Source organism: Thiomicrorhabdus aquaedulcis (assembly GCF_004001325.1).
Lineage (GTDB): Bacteria > Pseudomonadota > Gammaproteobacteria > Thiomicrospirales > Thiomicrospiraceae > Thiomicrorhabdus > Thiomicrorhabdus aquaedulcis.
This window is the reverse complement of sequence record NZ_AP018722.1, coordinates 1,894,982-1,917,705: the sequence shown is the minus strand read 5'-3', so window position 1 is coordinate 1,917,705 and position 22,724 is coordinate 1,894,982. Positions and strand designations below refer to the sequence as shown.

22 protein-coding genes and 2 pseudogenes are annotated in these 22,724 nt (G+C 45.5%); 19 read left to right on the top strand and 5 right to left on the bottom strand.

Annotated features, from left to right (window positions below; genetic code table 11):
* Positions 1 to 197: 197 nt before the first annotated feature.
* From lptB to EP181_RS08750, 5 genes and pseudogenes are all read right to left on the bottom strand, one after another.
* A pseudogene (gene lptB / locus EP181_RS08770) lies at positions 198 to 918 on the bottom strand (LPS export ABC transporter ATP-binding protein).
* A gap of 49 nt (positions 919 to 967) precedes the next feature.
* The gene (lptA, locus tag EP181_RS08765; protein ID WP_127471303.1) at positions 968 to 1,540 is read right to left on the bottom strand and encodes a lipopolysaccharide transport periplasmic protein LptA; all 573 of its coding nucleotides are present in this window, start codon (positions 1,538 to 1,540) and stop codon (positions 968 to 970) included.
* Between the two features lie 103 nt (positions 1,541 to 1,643).
* On the bottom strand, positions 1,644 to 2,219 hold the full coding sequence (gene lptC / locus EP181_RS08760; RefSeq protein WP_127471302.1) for an LPS export ABC transporter periplasmic protein LptC: 576 nt from the start codon (positions 2,217 to 2,219) through the stop codon (positions 1,644 to 1,646).
* 46 nt (positions 2,220 to 2,265) lie between these two features.
* Positions 2,266 to 2,757 (bottom strand): KdsC family phosphatase, encoded by a 492-nt coding sequence (locus EP181_RS08755; protein WP_420824418.1) that lies wholly within the window; start codon positions 2,755 to 2,757, stop codon positions 2,266 to 2,268.
* Between the two features lie 83 nt (positions 2,758 to 2,840).
* Complete coding sequence (locus EP181_RS08750) at positions 2,841 to 3,830, bottom strand: calcium/sodium antiporter (RefSeq protein WP_127471300.1); 990 nt, start codon at positions 3,828 to 3,830, stop codon at positions 2,841 to 2,843.
* A 408-nt stretch (positions 3,831 to 4,238) separates the two neighbouring features.
* Between EP181_RS08750 and EP181_RS08745 the strand changes: the two genes are divergently transcribed.
* The 19 genes and pseudogenes from EP181_RS08745 (at position 4,239) to EP181_RS08655 (ending at position 22,683) form a co-directional block, all read left to right on the top strand.
* The gene (locus tag EP181_RS08745; protein ID WP_127471299.1) at positions 4,239 to 4,874 is read left to right on the top strand and encodes a hypothetical protein; all 636 of its coding nucleotides are present in this window, start codon (positions 4,239 to 4,241) and stop codon (positions 4,872 to 4,874) included.
* Between the two features lie 111 nt (positions 4,875 to 4,985).
* Entirely contained in the window at positions 4,986 to 5,834 is an 849-nt protein-coding gene (locus EP181_RS08740; protein WP_127471298.1) for an ATP-binding cassette domain-containing protein, read from the top strand.
* Positions 5,835 to 5,856: 22 nt separating this feature from the next.
* Positions 5,857 to 6,611: pseudogene (mlaE, locus tag EP181_RS08735) on the top strand (lipid asymmetry maintenance ABC transporter permease subunit MlaE).
* A gap of 138 nt (positions 6,612 to 6,749) precedes the next feature.
* Positions 6,750 to 7,217: an outer membrane lipid asymmetry maintenance protein MlaD gene (mlaD, locus tag EP181_RS08730; protein WP_127471297.1), complete on the top strand. Its 468-nt coding sequence runs from the start codon at positions 6,750 to 6,752 to the stop codon at positions 7,215 to 7,217.
* Between the two features lie 23 nt (positions 7,218 to 7,240).
* Positions 7,241 to 7,918, top strand: coding sequence for an MlaC/ttg2D family ABC transporter substrate-binding protein (locus EP181_RS08725; protein WP_127471296.1), 678 nt, complete (start codon positions 7,241 to 7,243; stop codon positions 7,916 to 7,918).
* Positions 7,915 to 8,205, top strand: coding sequence for an STAS domain-containing protein (locus EP181_RS08720; protein ID WP_127471295.1), 291 nt, complete (start codon positions 7,915 to 7,917; stop codon positions 8,203 to 8,205). The genes EP181_RS08725 and EP181_RS08720 overlap by 4 nt, the downstream gene beginning before the upstream one ends.
* Before the next feature lie 234 nt (positions 8,206 to 8,439).
* The gene (locus tag EP181_RS08715; protein WP_338064730.1) at positions 8,440 to 9,366 is read left to right on the top strand and encodes an ABC transporter ATP-binding protein; all 927 of its coding nucleotides are present in this window, start codon (positions 8,440 to 8,442) and stop codon (positions 9,364 to 9,366) included.
* Positions 9,363 to 10,133, top strand: coding sequence for an ABC transporter permease (locus EP181_RS08710; protein ID WP_232023402.1), 771 nt, complete (start codon positions 9,363 to 9,365; stop codon positions 10,131 to 10,133). Before EP181_RS08715 ends, EP181_RS08710 begins: the two co-directional genes overlap by 4 nt.
* A gap of 19 nt (positions 10,134 to 10,152) precedes the next feature.
* Positions 10,153 to 10,371 (top strand): BolA family protein, encoded by a 219-nt coding sequence (locus EP181_RS08705; protein WP_127471294.1) that lies wholly within the window; start codon positions 10,153 to 10,155, stop codon positions 10,369 to 10,371.
* Between the two features lie 87 nt (positions 10,372 to 10,458).
* Positions 10,459 to 11,718 carry a UDP-N-acetylglucosamine 1-carboxyvinyltransferase gene (murA, locus tag EP181_RS08700; protein WP_127471293.1) on the top strand — a complete coding sequence of 420 codons (1,260 nt, stop codon included), beginning with the start codon at positions 10,459 to 10,461 and terminating at the stop codon, positions 11,716 to 11,718.
* Between the two features lie 66 nt (positions 11,719 to 11,784).
* On the top strand, positions 11,785 to 12,426 hold the full coding sequence (gene hisG, locus EP181_RS08695; protein ID WP_127471292.1) for an ATP phosphoribosyltransferase: 642 nt from the start codon (positions 11,785 to 11,787) through the stop codon (positions 12,424 to 12,426).
* Positions 12,419 to 13,720, top strand: coding sequence for a histidinol dehydrogenase (gene hisD, locus EP181_RS08690; RefSeq protein WP_127471291.1), 1,302 nt, complete (start codon positions 12,419 to 12,421; stop codon positions 13,718 to 13,720). Before hisG ends, hisD begins: the two co-directional genes overlap by 8 nt.
* A 144-nt stretch (positions 13,721 to 13,864) precedes the next feature.
* Complete coding sequence (locus EP181_RS08685) at positions 13,865 to 14,617, top strand: Nif3-like dinuclear metal center hexameric protein (RefSeq protein ID WP_127471290.1); 753 nt, start codon at positions 13,865 to 13,867, stop codon at positions 14,615 to 14,617.
* A gap of 132 nt (positions 14,618 to 14,749) precedes the next feature.
* Positions 14,750 to 15,313 (top strand): ubiquinol-cytochrome c reductase iron-sulfur subunit, encoded by a 564-nt coding sequence (gene petA, locus EP181_RS08680; protein WP_420824409.1) that lies wholly within the window; start codon positions 14,750 to 14,752, stop codon positions 15,311 to 15,313.
* Positions 15,314 to 15,365: 52 nt separating this feature from the next.
* Positions 15,366 to 16,610 carry a cytochrome b gene (locus EP181_RS08675; RefSeq protein ID WP_127471289.1) on the top strand — a complete coding sequence of 415 codons (1,245 nt, stop codon included), beginning with the start codon at positions 15,366 to 15,368 and terminating at the stop codon, positions 16,608 to 16,610.
* Positions 16,611 to 17,270 (top strand): cytochrome c1, encoded by a 660-nt coding sequence (locus EP181_RS08670; RefSeq protein ID WP_127471288.1) that lies wholly within the window; start codon positions 16,611 to 16,613, stop codon positions 17,268 to 17,270.
* A 132-nt stretch (positions 17,271 to 17,402) separates the two neighbouring features.
* Entirely contained in the window at positions 17,403 to 18,770 is a 1,368-nt protein-coding gene (radA, locus tag EP181_RS08665) for a DNA repair protein RadA (RefSeq protein ID WP_127471287.1), read from the top strand.
* A gap of 136 nt (positions 18,771 to 18,906) precedes the next feature.
* Positions 18,907 to 20,184, top strand: coding sequence for an OmpP1/FadL family transporter (locus tag EP181_RS08660; protein WP_127471286.1), 1,278 nt, complete (start codon positions 18,907 to 18,909; stop codon positions 20,182 to 20,184).
* Between the two features lie 207 nt (positions 20,185 to 20,391).
* Positions 20,392 to 22,683, top strand: a complete 2,292-nt coding sequence (locus EP181_RS08655) for a PAS domain-containing hybrid sensor histidine kinase/response regulator (RefSeq protein ID WP_172959726.1) — start codon at positions 20,392 to 20,394, stop codon at positions 22,681 to 22,683.
* Positions 22,684 to 22,724 lie beyond the last annotated feature (41 nt).

Genomic DNA, 22,724 nt, shown 5'->3' with positions numbered 1-22,724 from the left:
TTAGAGACCGTTTTTATTTATACGGAGTTCTTTTCTTGAAGGCCAATTATTATAAATTGGCGGCGCTTAAAACTGTATTCGTTTTTAGTATAACACCAGATTTTACTCAAAGGTTATTGGTTTTTTAACAAAGCGTACTTAAGATGCGGTAGCGCAAAAAATTGGACTTCTATGGTCAAGGGGTGCTTAACGCGACTTTATTGGAAATGCTCGCCTAAGTAAACACGGCGTACTTCTGCATGCTCTAACACTTCGCTGGGCGTGCCAGAGGCTAAAATGGTTCCCGCGTGCAAAATGTAGGCGTGGTCGCACACGCCTAAGGTTTCACGTACGTTGTGGTCGGTAATGAGCACCCCAATGTTTTGTGTTTAAGGTGAATGATGATGTTTTGAATGTCTTTAACCGAAATAGGGTCAACGCCCGCAAAGGGTTCGTCCAGTAAAATAAAACTGGGCTCCATTGCAAGTGCACGGGCAATTTCTACACGACGGCGTTCGCCACCCGATAAGGCTTGGCCAGGTTGGTCTAAAATATGGCCTATTTGCAAATCGTCTACCAGGTTTTCAAACAAGGTTTGGCGTTGTGTGGGGGTTAAATTTGGGCGCATCTCTAAAATGGCCATAATGTTTTGAGTGACGGTGAGTTTACGAAACACCGAGGCTTCTTGAGGTAAATAACCAATGCCCAGTTGGGCGCGTTTGTGAATGGGCAGGGCGCTGATTTCAGTGTCGTCTAAAAAGATTTGCCCTTTGTCGTTTTCAATAAGCCCCGTCATCATATAAAACGTGGTGGTTTTACCGGCGCCGTTTGGCCCTAGCAACCCCACCACTTGACCGCTGTACACGTCTAAATCGACCGAGGTGACCACTTGTCTTTTTTGTAGCTTTTGGCTAGGTTGCGAGCGTAAAAATGCGCCATAGTGTCGCCTTGTGAATTAGGTTGTTGAGGTGCCTAGTGTGCTTGAACTTTAAGGTTGTGGCGTTTGTGTTGCTGGTGGTTTTGCGCTGCCTTCTGGTGCGCTTGCCGGGTTAATAGTCACCGAAATACGTTGTTTTTCTTGCGCGGTACTTTGCGCTTTTAGGGTTTGTTGAGCCATGTCGTAAAATAATTGTGGACCACTAATAATATGGTCGCCAGGTTGTTCAACCTGTGCATTGCCTTGTAATAAGACGGTGTTTTTTATGGCGTGATAGTCAATTTGATTGGCGTGACCTTTTAACCAGGCCTGGTCAGTTGGATTAAAGCGTTTAAACGTAGAGGGTTTGCCCACCGAAACAATGGTTTGTACTTGGTTATTGGGGTGGATTACCGTAATGGTTTCACCGGTTAAGGTCATGCTTCCTTGGGTGATGATCACGTGGCCAGAGTAAATGCTTTTGCCTTTGCCTTCATCGACTTCTAGGCGGTCGGCCAAAATGTGAACGGGCTGTTGTTCGTCGGGGACATTGGAAGGTTTAGGGGTTTCTACGGCCAGTGCTTTGGGCGCATAGGCTAAATAGCTTATAAGAGCCAGTGTTAAAAGCGTTTTTAAATGCGACATAAATGTGAACCTATATTAAAGCCTATATTAAATCCCAAAAGACCTTAAGGACGTTCTAAAGTTAAGCCTTAAAGTTAAACCCAATTATCAAGCTGCTTGCGTATTAAGGCTGGGATTGCGGTTGATATACGCCGGTTACATTGGACAAAAGTTGATAATAACCCGTTTCTAAATTGGCGTTTAACCCGGTTCCGGTGAGCGTGCCTTGCGGTTGCTTTATAACCACCGGTGCGCTTGTGCTAACCTGGTTGGTCTGCGCATTATAAGTGATGCTTTGGGTGCTTAGGGTTTTATTTTGTTCTGGGTTTTTTGGCTCAAATTGGGTAATTAATACCTCTTTTTCAAAGTGAATAATCTGATTGTGTTCACTAAAGCCGGTTTGACTTTGAATTTTAGTGTGCTGTTGAGCGTCGATTAGCAGTACAAAGGGGTAACTAAAGTCACTGCGCTGGCTGGTGTCTTGGTAGTTCATTTGTTGAGTGTAAATAAGCGTTTGCTTTTGGGGAGTGGCGCGGTCTATTTGCCAAGTGGTGCTGTGGTTAGATTGCCAGCTGTAACTTAAAGGAGCCTTTGCGCTGGCTAAGTGAGTCGCGTTTTGATTTTGATGTTTGGTAATCCACAGCGTTGCCCCGGCTAAGCTGAGTGCAATGAGAACAAATTTAAATCGAGACAACCGCATCTTTTATTCACTCCGTGGCGATAAACGCACTAACCGTGAGAGCATATTAATCTAAGTCTCTTAAGTAAAAGTCCATGTGTTGTTGCCAAGTGTCTTGTGAGCGCATAATTATCTCGCACACTTCACGCACACAACCTTGGCCGCCGTTAAACGGTGATGTGTAGTCTACGCGAGATTTAACCTCGGTGTCGCCATCTTGTGGGGTCACGCTTAACCCGACTCGTTTTAAAATAGGTAGGTCAATAATGTCGTCGCCAATGTAAGCAATTTGTTCTAGGTTTAAGCCCAGTTCGTCGACCAGTTTAAGAAAAGTTGGGAGTTTGTCGGGCACGCCTTGATGTACATGCTTTACTTTAAGATCGCGCATGCGATGCGCCACTAATTGCGATTTACGTCCGGTGATGATGGCAATATCCACGTTACTTTTTTGCAACAGTACCATGCCATGACCGTCGCGCGTGTAAAACGCTTTGTGTTCTTGGCCGTCGTCGCTGTAGGTTAGGTAGTTATTGGTTAACACACCGTCTACGTCTAAAATTAACAGTTTAATTTTTGGGCTTTTTGGCGCAAATGCTCGGCTATGTGCATGGTGTGTCTCTTTTTTAATATTAAGTGGTTGCGTTAGGCGGTCACTGTGCGGACGTACAACACGCCTAAATAGGCTACAAAAGCCAAAGAAAGCAGTAAACCTTTGGGGGCGTTGACCAGTGCTTGTCCTTTATACGGCAGTGCCATTAGCAGCATTACTGCGGTAAAACCCAGCATTACTGGAAAATCGACCGTTAGTATACTGCGGTCGAGGGTCGAAGGCGACAAAATAGCCGGCACGGCCAGTACCGCTAAAATGTTAAATAAGTTAGAACCTACAATGTTACCAATGACCAAATCGGCTTCATTTTTAAGCGCGGCCGATATCGATGCGGCCAGTTCTGGTAAGCTCGTGCCTACGGCAATAATGGTAAGCCCAATAATCAGTTCGGGTACACCAAATGCGTGTGCAATTTCGACCGCGCCCCACACCATGGTTTTGGCGCTTAAAATTAAAATCGTCAGGCCTATTATTAAAAACAAGATGCCTTTTCTTAGTGAAAGTGTTGGCATAGAATTGACTTCACTTAATGTTTCGTCGGCTAATGGGTCGCTGGGATCGATGTTTTTATTCACCTTAATCATCCAAACTAACGTGGCTATCAGCAAGATGATTAAGATAATGCCATCTGTGACACTCAAGGTGCCGTCTAAAATAAGGCCGTAGGCAATCAGCGACACCAATAGCAATACGGGCAGTTCACGTTTAAGCAAAGATGATTTAACCAAAATGGGTGCAATCAAAGCGGTTACGCCCAGCACCAGTCCAATGTTAACAATGTTAGAGCCTACTGCGTTGCCAATGGCAATGCCTGGGCTGTTGTCTAATGCCGCCATGGTAGACACTAGCATTTCTGGCATCGAGGTGCCAAAACCTAACACCACTATTCCAATAATAAGAGGCGATATATTAAAATGTTTTGCGGTACTTGCCGCGCCGTCAATAAAAATATCCGAGCTCCATACTAAGATAATCAAACCGATAATAAGAGCAATAATGGGCAGTAAAAGGGTAGTTGACATGATTTGGACAGGGCTCATAATAAAAAATGTTGGAACATTATAAAGAAAATTTGTGCAAAGAGGGGTGTTATTTATTGTTAGGCGTTTGCGTGTACAAATTTGTGACCTATTAGGTCTAGTATTTAATCAGACTAAAAGTACCGAGGTGGTAAAAAAACAATTTTTACTGTTTATTCATCTAACTCACGTTAAAATGACCGGCTTTACCATTGTGAGACCTTTGCACGAGTCAAGGCACGGTAAAAAATGGCTAAAATTTACCTTATTTTTGTTGAAAACCTTGCGAATAGCCCGCTATTCACTGCGTTTTCCGCCGCAATTAGGCAAATTTTATCTCATTTTTCCTCGCACCTCACTCGTGCAAAGGTCTCATTGTTTAATTTATTGACATGTTTTTTTGAGGCAATATTGAATTATTTAGAAAATTTACAAATGGGTACTTTTGGCTGGTTGCACCCTTCTTGGGAGGGTACGTTTTACCCAGAAGACATGCCAAGTGAGTGGTATTTTGAATTTTACGCCAATGCTTATCATGTGGTATTGGTGCCGCAAGAGCAGTGGATGACCTGGCAAGGCCATGTATTGCATGCATTAGCGGGCGATTTAGGATTGGACCTTGCTAGCGGGTTTCGGTTTTATTTGGCGGTCGACTCAGACTTAAACGATGAAAAAGTTCAGGTTATTGAGGCCATTTTAAATGAGTTAAGCCCGGCTTTAGCCGGATTGGTTTTGTTTAATGATGTGAAAATGCCGACATTACCATTGCCAACAACTTTGCAAAATCTATCTGTTACCTTGGTGTCTAAAAATTATAAGTTACCTGGTTGGTGCTGGCAGACGAGTGGTGTGTGGGTTTCGGGCGCACCATTGGGATACGTTTTTACACTGCCTGCCCAGGGCAAACAACAAGCCGCCTTGCTTAAAGACTTTAAAGCCAGTTTGCCACCGCAGTCTAATGGTGTGGTATTTATTGTCGGTGGTTTAGAGGTTGATATGTTGGCGGTTGCCAACGCTAAAACAGTCAATGAATTTTTAGGGTATTAAAGGCATTTTTAAAGCAGCGCGGTATTAGCCTGTTAATCATCTTAGCCAACCATCCATCCGTGCAAAAGTCTTATGTTATTTAAGATGGCATGAATTAAGAGTATTTTGGGTATGTCATTTGACAACGTTATTGAAATTAAAAATTTGACCTTTTTACGGGGTAATCGCAAGATTTTTGACGATATAACGTTGAGCATCCCCAAAGGTAAAATTACTGCAATTATGGGGCCCAGTGGTTCGGGAAAAACCACTTTGCTTAAGCTTATTGCTGGCCAGCTTACGCCCGATGCAGGCGAAATATGGGTTGATGGTGTTAATGTACACACGTTAAAGCGCACTCAGTTGTACGCATTGCGTCAAAAGATGGGCATGTTGTTTCAAAGTGGCGCGTTACTCACCGATTTGTCGGTGTTTGATAATGTGGCGTTTCCGCTTAGAGAGCATTCGGGCTTGCCCGAAACTTTAATTCATGCATTGGTGCTTATGAAACTGCAAGCGGTGGGTTTGCGCGGCGCAAAAGCCTTAATGCCCTCACAGTTGTCGGGTGGTATGGCACGGCGTGTGGCTTTGGCGCGTGCCATAGCGCTTGATCCGGCTATGGTATTTTACGACGAGCCTTTTGTAGGGCAAGACCCAATTACCATGGCGGTGTTGGTAGAATTAATTAAAAAGCTTAACAGTAGTTTGGGTCTAAGCAGTGTTATGGTGTCGCATGACGTGGCCGAAGTGATGAAAATAGCCGAGTTTATTTTTGTTATTTCCGAAGGAAAAGTGGTCGCGCAAGGTTCTCGTGAAGACTTGCAGGCTCAGACCAATGGCTTTGTAAAACAATTTATTAATGGGTTGGCAGACGGACCTATTCCGTTTCATTATCCCAATGAACAATACGCCCAAGATTTACAGTTTTTAAGCCGTAAGTCGAATTCTGTTGATTTTGCACGAGCCAATAACCATGACTAGTTTCATAACCTTATTAGCGACAATGGGCGGCAAAACTTTGGCGCTGTTAAGTGCGCTAGGACGCGCATGGTTTTTTGTGGTGTCGTTGTTTCCTGCCATTCCCTATGCGTTTTGGCGGTTTGATTTGCTGTTAAAGCAAGTGTATTTTTCGGGTGTGCTGTCACTGCCCATTATTTTGACCGCTGGGTTGTTTGTGGGCATGGTCTTGAGTTTGCAGGGCTACAATGTATTGGTCGATTATAATTCGGCCGAAGCCGTAGGCAGTATGACGGCGTTATCACTGTTGCGCGAGTTAGGGCCCGTGGTGTCTGCATTATTGTTTGCAGGTCGAGCGGGTTCGGCGTTAACGGCCGAGATTGGTTTAATGCGCTCAACCGAGCAGCTGTCTGCTTTGGAAATGATGGCCATCGACCCGCTAAAGTATATTTATGCACCGCGTTTTTGTGCGGTTATTATTACCCTGCCGATGCTCACGCTCATGTTTACCGCCTTAGGTATTTTGGTGGTTACATGGTGGCAGTTGGTTGGTTAGGCGTGGACGAAGGGGCGTTTTGGTCGCAAATGAACGCGCAAGTCGATTGGCATGAGGACGTGTTAAACGGTGTGATAAAATCCATTGCTTTTGCAGTATTAATTGCTATTTTGGCTCTGTACCACGGTCACGATGCCATTCCTACGTCCGAAGGGGTGAGCAATGCGACCACTCGTACGGTCGTGCATTCGTCCCTTGGCGTGTTAGGGTTGGATTTTGTACTAACGTCTCTTATGTTTGCTTAAGAGGCCTTTACTTTTAGACCTGCGGGGGTCGAGATAAAAATGACAGAAAATTTAATATCTTTAAGGGCATCTCGGCCGACAACTCACGGGTGTAAAGGTCTTAACGGTGTTTGGCGTGGTTAAAAACAAGGTGATGCAATGAAACGACAGTTGAAAGTAGAAATTTGGGTGGGGTTGTTGGTGCTTTTGGCACTGCTTGCGTTGTTAATGATTGCATTTCAGGTGAGTAACTTCAGTGCGCTTAAAGAGCGTCCAAGCTATCAGGTATCGGCGTTATTTAACAATATTGGTGGGTTAAAAGTGCGTGCGCCGGTTAAAATAAGCGGAGTGGTCGTTGGGCGAGTCACGCAAATTGCAGTGGACTCCCAGTCGTATAAAGCGCGAGTGCAAATGAGTATTTACACTGATTACAACGCTTTGCCGGTGGACAGTGCAGCCTCTATTTTAACCGCTGGATTGTTGGGCGAACAATACATCGGACTGGAAGTGGGCTCCGAAGACGATTTATTAAAAGAAGGTGCTACATTGCAACTCACGCAATCGGCCTTGGTGCTTGAAGATTTAATTGGCCAGTTTTTGGTTAAATTCAGTGACAGCAAAGATTAATACAGCGCGTATAAGGAATCAGTATGAGTGGGTTAAATAAAAAAAATTGGCTAAGTCGTTTTTTGAGTTTGGTGGGTGTTGCCAGTGTACTAGGGTTATTGTTAGGGCATGCCCATGCCCATGCAGCGGCGGTGGCGCAAGACGAGCCAGGTAAAATGATGCAAGAGGTGTCTAGCAGCATTATTGATGCGCTTAATGTGCAGCGAGTTGAACTTGAAGGTCAGCCCGAAAAAATTAAGGCGTTTGCCAAACAGTATGTTTTGCCCTATCTAGACACGTCTAGAATGGCACGTTATGTTATGGGTAATTACTGGCGTACCACCACTGAGGCGCAACAAAAGGCCTTTACCGATGCGTTTACCACCACGTTAATTCGCTCTTACTCACAAAGTTTGCTTAAGCTTAACATCACTTCGGTTACGGTTAAAACAGTGCAAGTTGAGCAAGCTGATCGCGTTACTGTTCCCACCGAGGTATTGCAAGCCGATGGCAATAATACCCAAGTGGTGTATCGTTTATTTGTAGACAAAGACACGCAAAAGTGGATGGTGTATGACGTGGCTATTGAAGGGATTAGCATGTTGCTAAACTATCGAAAAGCCTACGCTTCTGACTTCGAAAAAATGGGTGTTGATGCTGTTGTGGAGCAAATGAATATCCAGAATAAAACGTTTAACAGCTCGGAAAGTGCTTCGTTATGAACGAAATACATTTTGACAAAGACAGCCAGTGTGTAACGTTACCTGCGGTGGTTAACGTGCACACGTTGCCGTTGTTGTTAAAAAAACAAGATTGGTTGTCGTATTGCGTGGGTACAGTTGACTTTACTCAGGTTACCCACGCTGACAGTGCTATGTTGAGTTTACTTTTGACTTGGTACGGTGTAGCGCAACGTCCTATAACGGTTATTAATTTACCGCAAACGCTAAAAACTTTAGTGGGTTTGTACCAGCTTGAACCTATTTTAGCGGCCGTTAAAAAGAGTTAAAACAGTTAAAAGAGCTAAATGGTTTTAAACCGCAGGCTATTAACCTTCAGTCGGGCAAAGGTCTTAAAATAAAGCAACCAGGCCTGGTCAGTTTTTAAACAGCACATTTTTACCATACGTTGTTGCGCGAGTGGATTGTTGTTCTGTCAATCTTTTGCGTACGTTCACTTGTGCAAAGGTTCCTTATTTTAACCCGCTTGTTTTAAGGTCTAACATTTAAACAAAGGATCGTTAATGATGCACTCTAACCCCGCGGTTGAGTTTTATGCGGTCACAAAACAATATGGACAATTTTCAGCGCTTAATGGCATTACCTTTAATGTTGAAGAGGGGGCTTTTTTTGGTTTGCTAGGACCTAATGGTGCCGGAAAATCGACCCTCATTAATGCCATGTCAGGCCTGGTTATTCCCAGCAGTGGTCACATTCGTGTAAAAGGGTGTGATGTCATTAAAGAGTATCGTCAAACCCGACGGTTTTTAGGTTTGGTGCCGCAAGAGTTAATTTCAGACCCGTTTTTTTCCATTAAGGAGTTGTTGCAACTCCAGTCGGGTTATTTTGGCATTAAAGGCGCACAACAAACCCAGTGGATTAACGAATTACTGGAACGTTTGGCACTGAGCGACAAAGCGAATGCCAACACCAGTCAGTTATCGGGCGGCATGAAACGTCGAGTATTAATTGCAATGGCTTTGGTGCATAAGCCACGCGTATTGGTGCTGGATGAACCCACGGCCGGCGTAGACGTCGATTTGCGCCGTACCTTGTGGGCGTTTGCTAAAGAGTTGCATCAACAAGGGCACACCATTATTTTAACCACGCATTATTTAGACGAAGCTGAAGCGCTGTGCGATAAAGTAGCGATTATGCAAAACGGTGCCATTAAAGCGTTGGATAAAACCAGTGCGCTGTTGTCAAAACACCCATATCGCTACATTAGAGTATCGGTTGAGCAGCGTTCTGAAAGTTTAATAGCACCGCTGGCCGAGCGTTTGGTTGAGCAAGAGTCTAACGGGTATGTCTTTAGGCTTGAAAAACAGCATTCTATGACCGATATGTTGGGTTGGTTGCATCAAAGTGGCATGGCGGTGTGTGATGTGAGCACACGTGATGCGTCTCTTGAAGAAGTCTTTATGGATTTAACCCGCGAGGCAGTCTTATGATGGCCTTTAATTTTACCGGTTGTTGGGCGCTGTTTATTAAAGAAGTGCGCCGATTTTATTCGGTTGCGGTGCAAACTATTTTTGCGCCAGTGGTTGCCACCTTATTGTATTTGTTGGTGTTTGGCACGGTTATTAACAGTCAAATAGATGTGTTTAGCGGCTTGAGTTACAGTCAGTTTTTAATACCAGGCCTGGTGATGATGGCTATTTTGCAAAACGCGTTTTCCAATAGTTCATCGAGTCTAATCCAATCAAAAATGCACGGTAATTTAACCTTTGTATTGTTAAGTCCTATTTCGCCACTGGAGCTGTACGTTGCGTTTATTGCCGCGTCTGTGGTGCGTGGTGTGGCAGTGGGCTTGGGTATTTTGCTGGTAGGCATTGTATGGTTTGATTTAACTTGGCATGCCCCTATTTGGATTGTGGTGTTTGCCGTCTTAAGTGCTGCAATGATGGGCGGATTGGGTATGTTGGCGGGCATTGTGTCTGAAAAATACGATCATCTAGCGGCGTTTCAAAATTTTATTATTATGCCTTTAACCTTTTTAAGCGGAGTATTTTATTCGATTCACGCTTTGCCCGAGGTATGGCAAAAAATTTCACACTTTAATCCGTTTTTTTACATGGTAGACGGGTTTCGATATGGTTTTTTTCAACAATCAGACGTGTCGGTTTATTTAAGCTTGGCGGTGACGGTGGCTTTCTTGCTGGTCATCTCGGCGATAAATCTGATTTTATTGCATAAAGGCGTTAAAATACGTCACTAAAAAATTGGAGTAGGTTGCTGTGTCCCCTAATACCATTCGCGATATGATTCGCGCTGTAATCCCAGAATGCAAGGTCGAAACCGCTGGTGAAGACTGTAATTTTACTATTGTGGTGACCAGTCCTGTGTTTGCTGGTCTAAGTCCTTTAGCACGTCATCGCATGGTAAACGACGTGTTTAAAACGCAATTTGCCAATGGTGAGTTGCATGCGTTGTCCATTAAAACCAAAGCCGAATAATCAAGTTTGAATAACCAAAGTTGAATAATTCACACGCCGCGTTGTTAACGCCTGTTTGGTCAAAATTAAAAGAATAAAAGAACCTTTATGGATAAATTAGTTATTGCTGGAAACGGTCAACTTGCGGGCAGCGTGGAAATTTCGGGGGCTAAAAATGCCGCTTTACCCATTTTAATGGGCTGTTTGCTGGCAGAAACCCCGGTTGCCTTGTCCAACGTGCCACATCTTATGGACGTTACCACCACCATTCAGTTGTTGGCGTCGATGGGCGTAGAGATTTTGTTTGACGAGTCGCTTAATATCGAGATAGATGCTTCAAACATCACCTCAAAAGAGGCTGATTACGAATTGGTTAAAACCATGCGCGCCTCTATTTTGGTGTTGGGTCCTTTATTAGCTCGCTTTGGCGAGGCTAAAGTGTCTTTGCCTGGTGGCTGTGCAATTGGCTCGCGTCCGGTCAATATTCATATCAGCGGCATGCAGCAAATGGGTGCCGACATTAAAGTCGAGCAAGGCTACATTATCGCTAAAGCCGGACGTTTAAAGGGGGCGGACATTTTTATGCAACCCGTCACCGTCACCGGAACTGAAAATCTTTTGATGGCCGCGGTATTGGCTGAAGGCACTACCTATTTGCGTAACGCCGCACGCGAACCCGAAGTAACCGACTTAGCTGAGTTTTTAAACGCCATGGGCGCTAAAATTTCGGGCATAGGCACCAGCACCTTGGTGGTAGAAGGGGTTGAACGTCTAACGGGTGTTCCGTATCAAGTAATACCCGACCGAATTGAAGCTGGCACGTATTTAGCCGCCGCTGCGGTCACCAACAGTATGCTTACCGTGACTAAAGTCAATCCAGAACATTTAGGCATTGTGCTCGAAAAGTTTACCGAAGCGGGCGCGCTTATTACCTGTACCGAAGATACGGTAACGTTGGATATGCGCGGTCGTCAACTTAAGCCGGTGAGCCTGGTAACCGATCCGTATCCGTTGTTTCCGACCGATATGCAGGCACAGTTTTTGTTGATGAATGCGTTAGCCGATGGCGAATCGACCATTGAAGAGACCATTTTTGAAAACCGTTTTATGCACGTGTCTGAACTGGTGCGCATGGGAGCGGACATTCGTGTAGAAGGCAATACAGCGCACATTAAAGGGGTTAAAACCCTCTATGGTGCCCCGGTTATGGCCACCGACTTGCGTGCGTCAGCCAGTTTAATCTTAGCAGGCCTGGTCGCCAAGGGCGAAACCGTGGTGAATCGTGTGTACCATATTGATCGTGGTTACGAACTGATTGAAGAGAAATTTCATAAAGTTGGCGCACACATTTATCGTTTGTCAGATTAAAAATTAAACCCGCACGTTAAGGTTTCTTAAACTTATTTTAATTATTATTAAAAAAATGAATCTACTATGAACCAACAAATTACCATTGCGCTGTCCAAAGGGCGCATTTATGAAGATACCTTGCCATTACTAGAAGCCGCTGGCATTGCGCCTTTGGAAGACCCTAGTAAAAGTCGCAAATTAATTTTGCCCACCAATAATCCACTGGTGCGTTTACTGATTGTGCGCGCCACCGACGCGCCTACTTATGTAGCGCATGGTGCCGCTGACATGGGCGTGGCGGGTAAAGACGTGTTAATGGAAGCGCCCACCGATAATTTGTATGAGTTATTGGATTTGCAAATTGCCCGTTGTAAATTGATGGTAGCAGGCCCCGTGGTTGAAAAGCCGCACGGCCACCGGTTAAAAATTGCCACCAAATATTTAAAATCGGCGCAGGCTTATTACGCTCAAAAAGGCGAGCAGGTCGATTTGATTAAATTGTACGGCTCAATGGAAATTGCGCCACTGATTGATTTGGCCGACCGCATTGTCGATTTGGTGGACACGGGCAACACGTTGCGTGCTAACGGGCTAATTCCCCTTGAGCACATTGCTGACATCAGCTCGCGCTTGATTGTTAACCAACACGCTTACAAAACCAAGTTTAGTCAAATTAATGAAATCATCACTCAATTCAAAACCGTCATAGAGAGTCAACATGCTTAATATCCGTCGATTATCTGCTAACCAAGCAGGCTTTAGAGAAGAGTTAGACACGCTGTTAGCGTGGGAAACCGTTTCCAATGAAGCGGTTAACGATATTGTTAAAGAAGTGGTGAACAACGTTCGCACCCAAGGTGACGCAGCGTTACTAGAGTACACCGCACGATTTGACCGTTTAAGCTTAACCAATGCGGCCGATTTACAAATTTCTAAAGCGCGTTTGTTTGCAGCGCTAGAGCGTATTCCAGTCGACCAGCGTGAAGCATTAGAGATTTCGGCGCAACGCGTGCGTGCGTATCACGAGCGTCAAGTGCAAGAGTCTTGGAGCTACACTGAGTCGGACGGCACGTTGTTGGGTCAGCAAGTCACGCCGTTAGACAGCGTGGGATTGTATGTGCCGGGCGGCAAAGCGGCGTATCCATCGTCAGTGATTATGAACGCGGTTCCGGCAAAAGTGGCCGGGGTTAAAACGTTAATTATGGTTGTGCCAACCCCCGATGGCGAAGTTAACGACATGGTCTTGGCAGCCGCTGCCATTTGTGATGTGGACGCGGTGTTTACCTTGGGTGGCGCGCAAGCCGTTGCCGCTTTGGCGTATGGCACGCAAACCGTACCCGCGGTCGATAAAGTAGTAGGGCCGGGCAATATTTATGTGGCCACCGCTAAGCGTATGGTGTTTGGTACTGTGGGCATTGATATGATTGCCGGACCGTCTGAAATTTTGGTGTATTGCGACGGTAAAACCAACCCTGATTGGATTGCAGTTGACCTGTTCTCACAAGCCGAACACGATGAAGACGCACAGTCTATTTTAGTGACCACTGATGCCGAGTTTGCTCAAAAAGTAGTGGACAGCATGAACCGTTTATTGCCCACCATGCCGCGTCACGCCATTATTCGTAAAGCGTTAGACGACCGTGGTGCAATTATTGTGGTGGACAACGAAGAGCAAGCGCTAGAGATGATTAACCTAATTGCTCCCGAACATTTGGAGTTGTCGGTGGATGATCCACAAGCGTTGTTGCCGCGCATTCGTCATGCCGGAGCTATTTTTATGGGACGTTATACGGCTGAGGCTTTGGGCGACTATTGCGCCGGTCCCAACCATGTATTGCCTACCTCAAGAACCGCGCGTTTTTCATCCCCCTTGGGTGTGTACGATTTTCAAAAGCGTTCTAGCCTAATTATGTGTTCGGCCGATGGCGCAAGTGCCTTAGGGAAAATTGCCGGCGTATTGGCCGATGGTGAAGGTTTGCATGCGCACGCTGCATCGGCACGTTACCGCGTTAAAGATTAGTGCTACAGTAGTATTTTTTCGTTGCAGTAAAGCCACCAGGCCTGGTAAAAGTCTGGTGGCTTTTTTATGCGAATGTTGATTGGTGTATTTGGCTGAATACGGTTGGATTAATAATGTGCTTAATTCGGTCAAAAGGAAGTGTGCATGCAGCGTACTGAGTTGGTGGCTTATTTAAACGACTATTTAAACATAGCCAATTTTAATGACTATGCGCCCAACGGTTTGCAAATTGAAGGTCGGGACACCATTAAAACCATCGTAACCGGTGTAACCGCGTGTCAGGCATTGATTGACGCGGCGATTGCGTTACAAGCTGATGCTGTTTTGGTGCACCACGGATATTTTTGGAAAAACGAACCCGCGCAAATTGTGGGCATAAAACAAAAACGTGTTAAGGCTTTGCTGGCGCACGACATCAATTTACTGGCATATCATTTACCGCTTGATCAACATGCGGTGTTAGGCAATAACGTGTTGCTGGGTCAATTATGGGGTTTGCAAGACATCACACCAGGCCTGGTTGGTTTAGACAGTTTAGTGAGATTAGGGCGTTTACCAAAGGCGTGTTCTATTGATGCCTTTGCAACGCTGGTTTCAAACAGTTTACAGCGCCCGGTGTTGCATCTGTCCGGCGGAAAAAATACCGTTCAAACAGTCGCTTGGTGCAGTGGTGGGGCGCAAAATTACATTGATCAGGCCATTGCGTGGCAGGCCGATGTTTACATTAGCGGCGAAGTTTCGGAGCAAACCACCCATTTGGCCAAAGAGGGCGGTGTGCACTACTTTGCCGCTGGACATCATGCCACCGAGCGTTTGGGGATAAAAGCGTTGGGCGAGCATTTAGCAGACAAATTTGGGTTGCAATGTCATTTTGTGGACATTGCAAATCCGGTGTAAATGGCTTGTTATAAGCTATAGATAAAATTTATTATGTCATGCATTAGTAATATTAATTTAAGTTTTAGGGCTCCTTAGGTAGAATGGGGTGGATTTGCTTGCGAATAATGTGCCGATAAAGGGAAGACAGATATGTCAAACACAGAACATAACCATCAGGGCGTAAATATTTTACGCAGAAAAATCCTAACCGGTGCTACTGGTGTGGTGGGCGCGGCAGGGGCAACTTTTTTAGCCGTGCCTTTTGTCAGCTCTTGGCAGCCTAGTGAAAAAGCTAAAGCCGCCGGTGCTCCAGTAGATGCAGATGTGAGTTTGTTGCAACCTGGTCAAATGCTCACAGTAGCATGGCGTGGCAAGCCTGTGTGGGTGGTACGCCGGACACCTGAGATGCTGCAAGGTTTAGCGCCTTTGGATACGCAGTTGCGTGATCCTGCGTCTAACGCATCGGATCAACCTGAGTATTGTAAAAATCCAAGTCGCGCCGTTAAAGATGAATATTTAGTGGTAGTGGGAATTTGTACTCATTTGGGTTGTGCGCCTTTGTATCGTCCTGAATTGGGTGCAGCTGACGTGGGTGCCGATTGGCAAGGCGGTTTCTTTTGTCCTTGCCATGGCTCTCGCTTTGACTTAGCCGGACGCGTGTTTCAGTCGGTGCCCGCACCAACCAATTTAGAAGTTCCCCCGTATCATTTTTGACTGAAAACGTGATTCGTATCGGTTTAGATCCCACGACAGGAGACGCGGCATAATGGCAAAATACGATGTTGAAGAGAATCAGGCTAAGCCCGGCTCGTTGCTGGGTTGGATAGATGCTCGTTATCCCCTAATTAGCACCTGGAACGCCCACGTTGGGCAGTATTACGCGCCTAAAAACTTTAACTTTTGGTACTTTTTTGGTGCCTTGGCTTTATTGGTGTTGGTAAACCAGTTTATTACCGGTATTTGGCTGACCATGAGCTATAAACCCAGTGCCGAAGAAGCCTTTAATTCGGTTGAATACATTATGCGTGACGTGGAGTGGGGTTGGTTAATTCGCTACATGCACTCAACCGGCGCGTCGGCGTTTTTTATTGTAATTTATCTGCACATGATGCGTGGCCTGCTGTATGGCTCATACAAAAAGCCCCGTGAGTTGGTGTGGTTAATTGGTATGATGTTATTCTTAGTGTTAATGGCCGAAGCGTTTATGGGGTATTTACTGCCTTGGGGACAAATGTCGTATTGGGGCGCACAGGTTATTATCTCGTTGTTTGGAGCGATTCCGGTAATTGGCGCTGATTTGGCCTTGTGGGTTCGCGGTGACTTTGTTATCTCGGACGCGACACTTAACCGCTTTTTTGCTTTGCACGTGATTGCACTTCCGATGGTGTTAATGATTTTGGTATTTATGCACATTGTGGCGTTACACAAAGTCGGTTCTAACAATCCGGACGGCGTAGAGATTAAAAAATACAAAAATGCCGAAGGCTTGCCAATTGACGGGATTCCGTTTCATCCGTATTTTTCGGTTAAAGATATGATGGGCGCGGCGTTCTTTATGGTTATTTTTGCTACGGTAGTGTTTTACTGGCCAGAGGGTGGTGGGTTTTTCTTAGAGCCGCCAAACTTTGAACCGGCAAACCCTTTGGTAACGCCAGATCACATTGCACCAGTGTGGTATTTCACACCGTTTTATGCCATTTTACGCGCTATTCCTGATAAGTTTTTAGGCGTGGTTGCTATGGGTGGCGCTATTGCCGTGCTGTTTGCAATGCCTTGGTTAGATCGTTGCAAGGTGCGCTCGATTCGTTACCGTGGAATTTCATTTAAAATATTATTAACCATGTTGGTGGTGAGTTTTGTGGTGCTGGGTTATTTAGGCACTCAACCTGCGACACCTGAATTAACCAAACTGGCACAAATTTTTACGGCGACCTATTTTGCATTCTTTTTGGTATTGCCGTTTACCTCTATTAACGAACGAACCAAACCGGTTCCAGAGAGGGTTAGTTAAATGAAAAAATTTGTATGGATGATAAGTCTACTTACCGCATTATCAGCCTCTTTGGTTAATGCGGCCGGTGGATACAAAATAGAGTTAGAGCCTGCACAAAACAACCTGCAAGATCAAGACTCGTTACAGCGTGGTGCGGTGCATTTTGCTAATTACTGTATGGCGTGCCATTCGGTTAAGTATATGCGCTACAATCGTGTGGCCAGAGATTTGGGTTGGACGGATGAAGAGGTGTTGGCTAAAATGGCTTATGGCCAAAATAAGGTCGTTGACATCATCCAAACTCGCATGTTACCCGAAACAGGTTTGGCGGTATTGGGCGTAGAACCACCTGATTTATCGTTGATGGCACGTTTAAAAGGCACCGATTACATTTACACTTTTTTACGCAGTTATTATGAAGACGATAAAGGCAACTGGAACAATCATGCGCTACCAGGCACGTCAATGCCTAATGTGCTCGAGAGTTTACAGCGTCAAATGAGTGAAGAAGAGTTTGCCCAAACCACCCGTGATATTGCCAATTTTATGGAGTATGTGGGCGAGCCGGCTCAACTAAAGCGTTTGGATTTGGGTTGGAAAGTTATTGCCTTCTTATTGTTTTTATTGCTGTTAACCTATTTGTTAAAACGTGAATATTGGCGTGATATTAAGCATTAAGTAATGTGTCCAACGCGTCATAAGTACTGTTTTTAAAGCCCGCTTTGCGGGCTTTTTTATCGCTGCCGCTTTGTCGGTCTACGTGTTGCAAAAATTGCACAACTAAACGCATTATTAAAAGAGAGCGCGATTATGGCAAAAGAAAAATTGGCGTATGTTTGCACCGACTGTGGAACGCAGCACAATCAATGGCAAGGTCAGTGCGCCAGTTGTGGGGCGTGGAACACGCTAAAAGAGTTTAAGCTCAGTACGGTTAAAAAGACCACCGCTATGGCCAAAGCCACAGGCTACGCCGGAGTGCTCGAAAACCAAGTTAAGTCCATCAGTGAGGTCGATTTGTCCGTTGTCCCGCGTATTTTATCGGGCATGAGCGAGCTTGACCGCGTTTTGGGAGGTGGGATTGTACCCGGCTCGGTAGTGCTGATTGGCGGTGATCCCGGAATTGGTAAAAGCTCTATTTTATTGCAAGTCATGTGCTACCTAAGTACTCGGCAAACCGTACTGTATGTTACTGGTGAAGAATCACTGCAACAAGTCGCTATGCGCGCCAAACGCATGCAATTACCGGACGAGCATTTGCGGTTGCTCACCGAAACCGACGTTGAAAGTATTATCGCCGCCGCGCACCAAGAGCAGCCTAAAGTCATGGTCGTGGACTCGATTCAAACCATGCAATTGGCCGAAGTGGGCAGCGCTGCCGGCGGCGTGTCACAAGTAAAAGAGTCGGCCGCCTACTTAACTCGGTACGCCAAGCAAAATAACATAGCGGTGTTTTTGGTGGGGCACGTTACCAAATCGGGCGAGGTGGCCGGGCCTAGGGTGTTAGAGCACATTGTGGACACGGTTATTTTTTTAGAAGGTCAGTCCGACAGTCGTTTTAGAACCTTGCGTGCCATTAAAAATCGTTTTGGAGCGGTGAACGAGCTGGGCGTATTTGCCATGACCGAAAAAGGCATGAAGCAAATTACCAACCCCTCAGCGATATTTTTATCGCGTGGCGACGAACCTTCCGCCGGCTCGGTGGTGATGGTCATTTGGGAAGGCTCACGCCCCTTGCTGGTCGAAATTCAAGCGTTGGTAGACGAGTCATTGTACGGCTCACCGCGTCGAGTGACCGTGGGCGTTGATCAAAATCGCATCACCATGCTGTTGGCGGTTATGCACCGTCACGGTGGGATTCAAGCCAGCGACCAAGATGTGTATGTAAACGTGGTGGGGGGCGTAAAAGTCACCGAAACCAGCGCCGACTTGGCGTTGTTGTGCGCAATTTTATCCAGTATGCGCAATCAGGTGCTGGATCAAGGATTGATTATTTTTGGTGAAATTGGCTTAGCCGGCGAGATTCGTCCAGTGCCCAGCGGGCAAGAGCGCATAATCGAAGCCGCCAAACACGGCTTTAAACGCGCTATTGTGCCATTAGGCAACGTTCCAAAAGGAGGTGTGCCGGGCATGGAAATTATTGGAGTTAAAACCCTACAGCAGGCATTGGATGTTTTGTAAGTTGACCAGGCCTGGTCATACTTGTTATTTATGGGTATTAAAAGTATTTATTGGCGCCTTTAAACCTTTAGGTGTTCTTTTTAGTGTGTAGTGTTAATATTACGCACTTTGTGAATTACCTTAAATTGGAACGTGTATGAACCTTAAAAATGACACTAAAATCATCAGCGCGGTAATGCTTGCTTTAGTGAGTCAAACCGCTGCAACCGCCGGATTTTCTTTAATAGAGCAAAGCGCCAGTGGCCAAGGTTTGTCTTACGCTGGTGCCGCCGCCAACGCCGAAGACGCCAGTGTAATGTGGTTTAATCCGGCCGGTTTAACCCAGATTGATGGGCATCAACTGATTGGTGCGGTGCATATTATTGCACCTAAAGCGCAGTTTAAAAATGAAGGTTCATACGTGGGTGTGCCTGCAAACACCCTTAACGGTGCGGGAGACGATGGCGCAACCGTTGGTTTAGTGCCTAATTTTTATTGGAAGGGTAAAGCAGGCGATTACGATTTAGGTTTGGGTATTAATGTACCTTACGGACAGCATATTTCATACGATGCTGCTTGGGTTGGGCGTTATCATGCCACTGAAACCGATCTTAAAACCGTTAATATAAATCCTGCATTGGCACGTAAATTAAACGATAAGTGGTCTTTTGGTTTTGGGTTAAATGCACAATATGTCGATTTGATTTTAGAAAGTAAGCTCAATAATGCATTAGCGGGCGGCGTGGGCGATGCCAATGCCAAAATAACCGCCGACAGTTGGGCGTATGGTTTTAACTTTGGCTTGCTTTATCAACCCACTTTAAGCACCGATTTAGGGTTTGCTTTCCGTTCCAAAGTGACTCACGATGCTAAGGGTAAGGTTGATTACAGTGATAATTTAAATCCGACCTTGGCGGCGGTTAAAAAATTGACCGATGCTAATGTGACATCAACAGTACATTTGCCGGCCACTGCGTCGTTTAGTATTAAGCAAGCGGTTGGCGATAATGTGCATGTCTTGGCCGATGCCACTTGGACACAGTGGAGCGATTATAAAGAGTTGGAGATTGAATTCGACTCAATGCAGGAAGCGTTTAATGCGCGTCAAGACTTTAAAGACAGTTGGCGTTTGTCGTTAGGCGGTCTGGTTGAGTTAACCGAGGCACTTAAGTTGCGTGCCGGTATGGCATTGGATCAAACGCCTATTTCGAGTGAAGTGAATCGCAGTCCAAGAACTCCTGATTCGGATCGCAAGTGGGTGTCGGTTGGTTTGGGTTATGCAATGAATAAGACGCTTAATTTAGATGTCGCCTACAGTCATTTATTTGCAGATCGTGCCGCTGTTAATTACACGACCGATAACACTCAATATTTAGTGGGCTCTTACGATTCTGCCGTCGACATTGTAAGCGCGCAGCTCGTTTGGACATATTAATTGCGCAGGTCTTAATAACGTTTTAAGCGCTGTTTCTTTGTATATAAACAAGGTCAAAATCGTTTTAACCAGGCCTGGTTAAAACGATTTTTGCATTTTATTGCTTAAAACCGCACCTTATTAATTACGGTTTAATTTACTATACGCTTTGCAGTTGCAGTAGAATAACGGACTTATTTAATCACTCTGCCCTGCCAAGAGATGCCTATGTTTTCGAGTAAAACCCCTGATGAATTGGAGTTGTTGTTTGGTTTTTTACCCCTAGCGCACGCGGTTGTAAAACGTGATGACGACGCGCAATGGCAACTTTTTTGGCATAATGCGGCGGCTCAAGCCATTTGGGGTGATTATGCGCTTAACGACGATTTGGCTTTAAAGCTTGAATTAATGGATGCCATGACGCGCGCCAGTGCATCGACTTTTTTACACACTTTTCATCACGCTTTAGAGGCTTATCGTTTTACAGCCTCTCCCGAGCAGAACGCGTTGCTGGTGAGTTTCTTACCTGAAAGCCAGCGAAAATCTGAACCTGTATTAGTAAGCGATGCCTTAAATACCTCACTGTATCAATGGGTGGTAGAGGGTGCTAATTTTGGGGTTTTTGATTGGAACGTGGCGCAAGATTTTATTCATTACTCACAGCGCGCCTATACTATTTTAGACATCGCCCCCGCTCAGTTGGGCAGCAGTCAAGCCAGTTTAATGGCTCATGTTCACCCTGCCGACAGCGTGCGGGTGAGTGAGGCTTTGGCAGCGCATTTTGATGAACATTGGCCGTTTGATGTTGAGTTTAGAGTCCGCAATCAGCACGGCAGTTATAATTGGTTGCAAGTAACGGCCCAAAGTATTTGGGATGATGCACACCGCTTACCCATTAGAGTGGCTGGCACGTTAGTCGATATAAGTGCACGTAAACAAGCGCAGCAGCAAGTGCAACAAAAAGAGGCATTAATTGAGCAAATTATTGATGCCTTGCCCATCAGTATTTACGTTAAAGACGGTCAAGGGTGCTTTCGGTTTTTTAGTAAGCAAACCGAACGCGACACGGGCGTGTCCCGCGCGCAAGCCATTGGACGTACCGATTATGAGATTTTTCCGTTAGACCTTGCTCACCAACATTTGCATGGGGATCAGGTGGCTAAAGAAGAAAATAGGCTTATTATTTCAGAAGAGTCACTTTTGTTAAACGGCGAGCCGCGTTGGCTCATGATGGGCAAAGGACCTATTAAAGTTGAACGACCTGAGCGCACTCCAGAAGTTTGGATTTTGGGGTTTTCGCTTGACATCACACAACGTAAAGCCATGGAAGAGATGCTTAAAACGGCGCGGCAAGACGCCGAAAGTTCGGCAAAAGCCAAGGCTGACTTTTTATCGGTGATGAGCCATGAAATTCGTACACCGCTTAATTCGGTAATTGGTACATCTGGTTTGTTGCTTGATTCGGATTTAGACGATGAGCAAGGGCAATACGTCGAGATGATTAAACGCTCGGGTGAGCATTTATTGTATTTAATTAACGATATTTTAGACTTTAATAAATTGGACGCTGGCAAAGTTGAGCTAGAGCAAAGAGTGTTTGAATTAGAGCAACCCATTAAAACCGTTATTGATATGAGCAGCACGCAAGCGAAGCTAAAGCATTTAACCTTAAGTTACTCTTTAGACGCTTCGTTGCCTAAGTTTTACAAAGGGGATGAAGCGCGACTAAGGCAAATTTTATTAAATTTAGTCGGCAACGCCATTAAGTTTACCTACCATGGGCACGTCACCGTTAAGCTGTTAGCAGGGCGCGATATGGATGAATTTGGTCATGCCTCAAGCGGTGGACAGCGTGTACGTTTTGAAGTGCAAGACACAGGCATGGGAATTCCTCAGAAAAGTTTAACCAAGCTGTTTTCAGAGTTTACCCAAGTGGATGCCTCAACCACCCGACAACACGGCGGCACAGGGCTAGGTTTGTCGATTAGTAAGCGTTTAGTTGAAGCCATGAAAGGCGAAATCGGCATTATCAGCGAATTGGGCAAAGGCAGTGTGTTTTGGTTTGAAATTCCGTTTAACTTGCCCAACGTGAATGAGGTGTTAACCGAAAACAGTGAACAAGAACTTGAAGATGCTCGCCCCTTGTCTATATTGGTGGCTGAAGACAATGCGTCTAATCAATTATTAATTAAAGCCATTTTAAGCAAGTTGGGTCATCGGGTAAGTTTGGCCGATAACGGCCTTAAAGCGGTAGAGCTGGTGCAAACATATGGCGATGAGTTTGATTTGGTCTTGATGGACATGCAAATGCCTATAATGGACGGAATCAGCGCCACTCAAGCCATTAGGTTGCTCGATTCTAGGAATGCAAATATTCCTATTGTGGCCTTAACGGCCAACGCCATGGACGGAGACCGTGCACGAGTTTTACAAGCCGGTATGAACGACTACTTGTCTAAGCCCATAGACATTCAAGCCCTTAAACGCGCTCTAGCCGTGTGGAGTTTGGTAAGTCGATAGGTTGATGGGCTTATAAATATACGCTGGCTGGGTTTTACTGG

Coding starts and splice junctions, on each gene's coding strand:
- hisD (WP_127471291.1), top strand. CDS start 12,419: ATGCTTAATATCCGTCGATTATCTGCTAACCAAGCAGGCTTTAGAGAA.
- lptC (WP_127471302.1), bottom strand. CDS start 2,219: ATGCGGTTGTCTCGATTTAAATTTGTTCTCATTGCACTCAGCTTAGCC.
- mlaD (WP_127471297.1), top strand. CDS start 6,750: ATGAAACGACAGTTGAAAGTAGAAATTTGGGTGGGGTTGTTGGTGCTT.
- radA (WP_127471287.1), top strand. CDS start 17,403: ATGGCAAAAGAAAAATTGGCGTATGTTTGCACCGACTGTGGAACGCAG.
- EP181_RS08740 (WP_127471298.1), top strand. CDS start 4,986: ATGTCATTTGACAACGTTATTGAAATTAAAAATTTGACCTTTTTACGG.
- EP181_RS08660 (WP_127471286.1), top strand. CDS start 18,907: ATGAACCTTAAAAATGACACTAAAATCATCAGCGCGGTAATGCTTGCT.
- EP181_RS08670 (WP_127471288.1), top strand. CDS start 16,611: ATGAAAAAATTTGTATGGATGATAAGTCTACTTACCGCATTATCAGCC.
- EP181_RS08720 (WP_127471295.1), top strand. CDS start 7,915: ATGAACGAAATACATTTTGACAAAGACAGCCAGTGTGTAACGTTACCT.
- EP181_RS08710 (WP_232023402.1), top strand. CDS start 9,363: ATGATGGCCTTTAATTTTACCGGTTGTTGGGCGCTGTTTATTAAAGAA.
- EP181_RS08685 (WP_127471290.1), top strand. CDS start 13,865: ATGCAGCGTACTGAGTTGGTGGCTTATTTAAACGACTATTTAAACATA.
- EP181_RS08725 (WP_127471296.1), top strand. CDS start 7,241: ATGAGTGGGTTAAATAAAAAAAATTGGCTAAGTCGTTTTTTGAGTTTG.
- hisG (WP_127471292.1), top strand. CDS start 11,785: ATGAACCAACAAATTACCATTGCGCTGTCCAAAGGGCGCATTTATGAA.
- murA (WP_127471293.1), top strand. CDS start 10,459: ATGGATAAATTAGTTATTGCTGGAAACGGTCAACTTGCGGGCAGCGTG.
- EP181_RS08750 (WP_127471300.1), bottom strand. CDS start 3,830: ATGTCAACTACCCTTTTACTGCCCATTATTGCTCTTATTATCGGTTTG.
- EP181_RS08655 (WP_172959726.1), top strand. CDS start 20,392: ATGTTTTCGAGTAAAACCCCTGATGAATTGGAGTTGTTGTTTGGTTTT.
- EP181_RS08675 (WP_127471289.1), top strand. CDS start 15,366: ATGGCAAAATACGATGTTGAAGAGAATCAGGCTAAGCCCGGCTCGTTG.
- petA (WP_420824409.1), top strand. CDS start 14,750: ATGTCAAACACAGAACATAACCATCAGGGCGTAAATATTTTACGCAGA.
- EP181_RS08715 (WP_338064730.1), top strand. CDS start 8,440: ATGATGCACTCTAACCCCGCGGTTGAGTTTTATGCGGTCACAAAACAA.
- lptA (WP_127471303.1), bottom strand. CDS start 1,540: ATGTCGCATTTAAAAACGCTTTTAACACTGGCTCTTATAAGCTATTTA.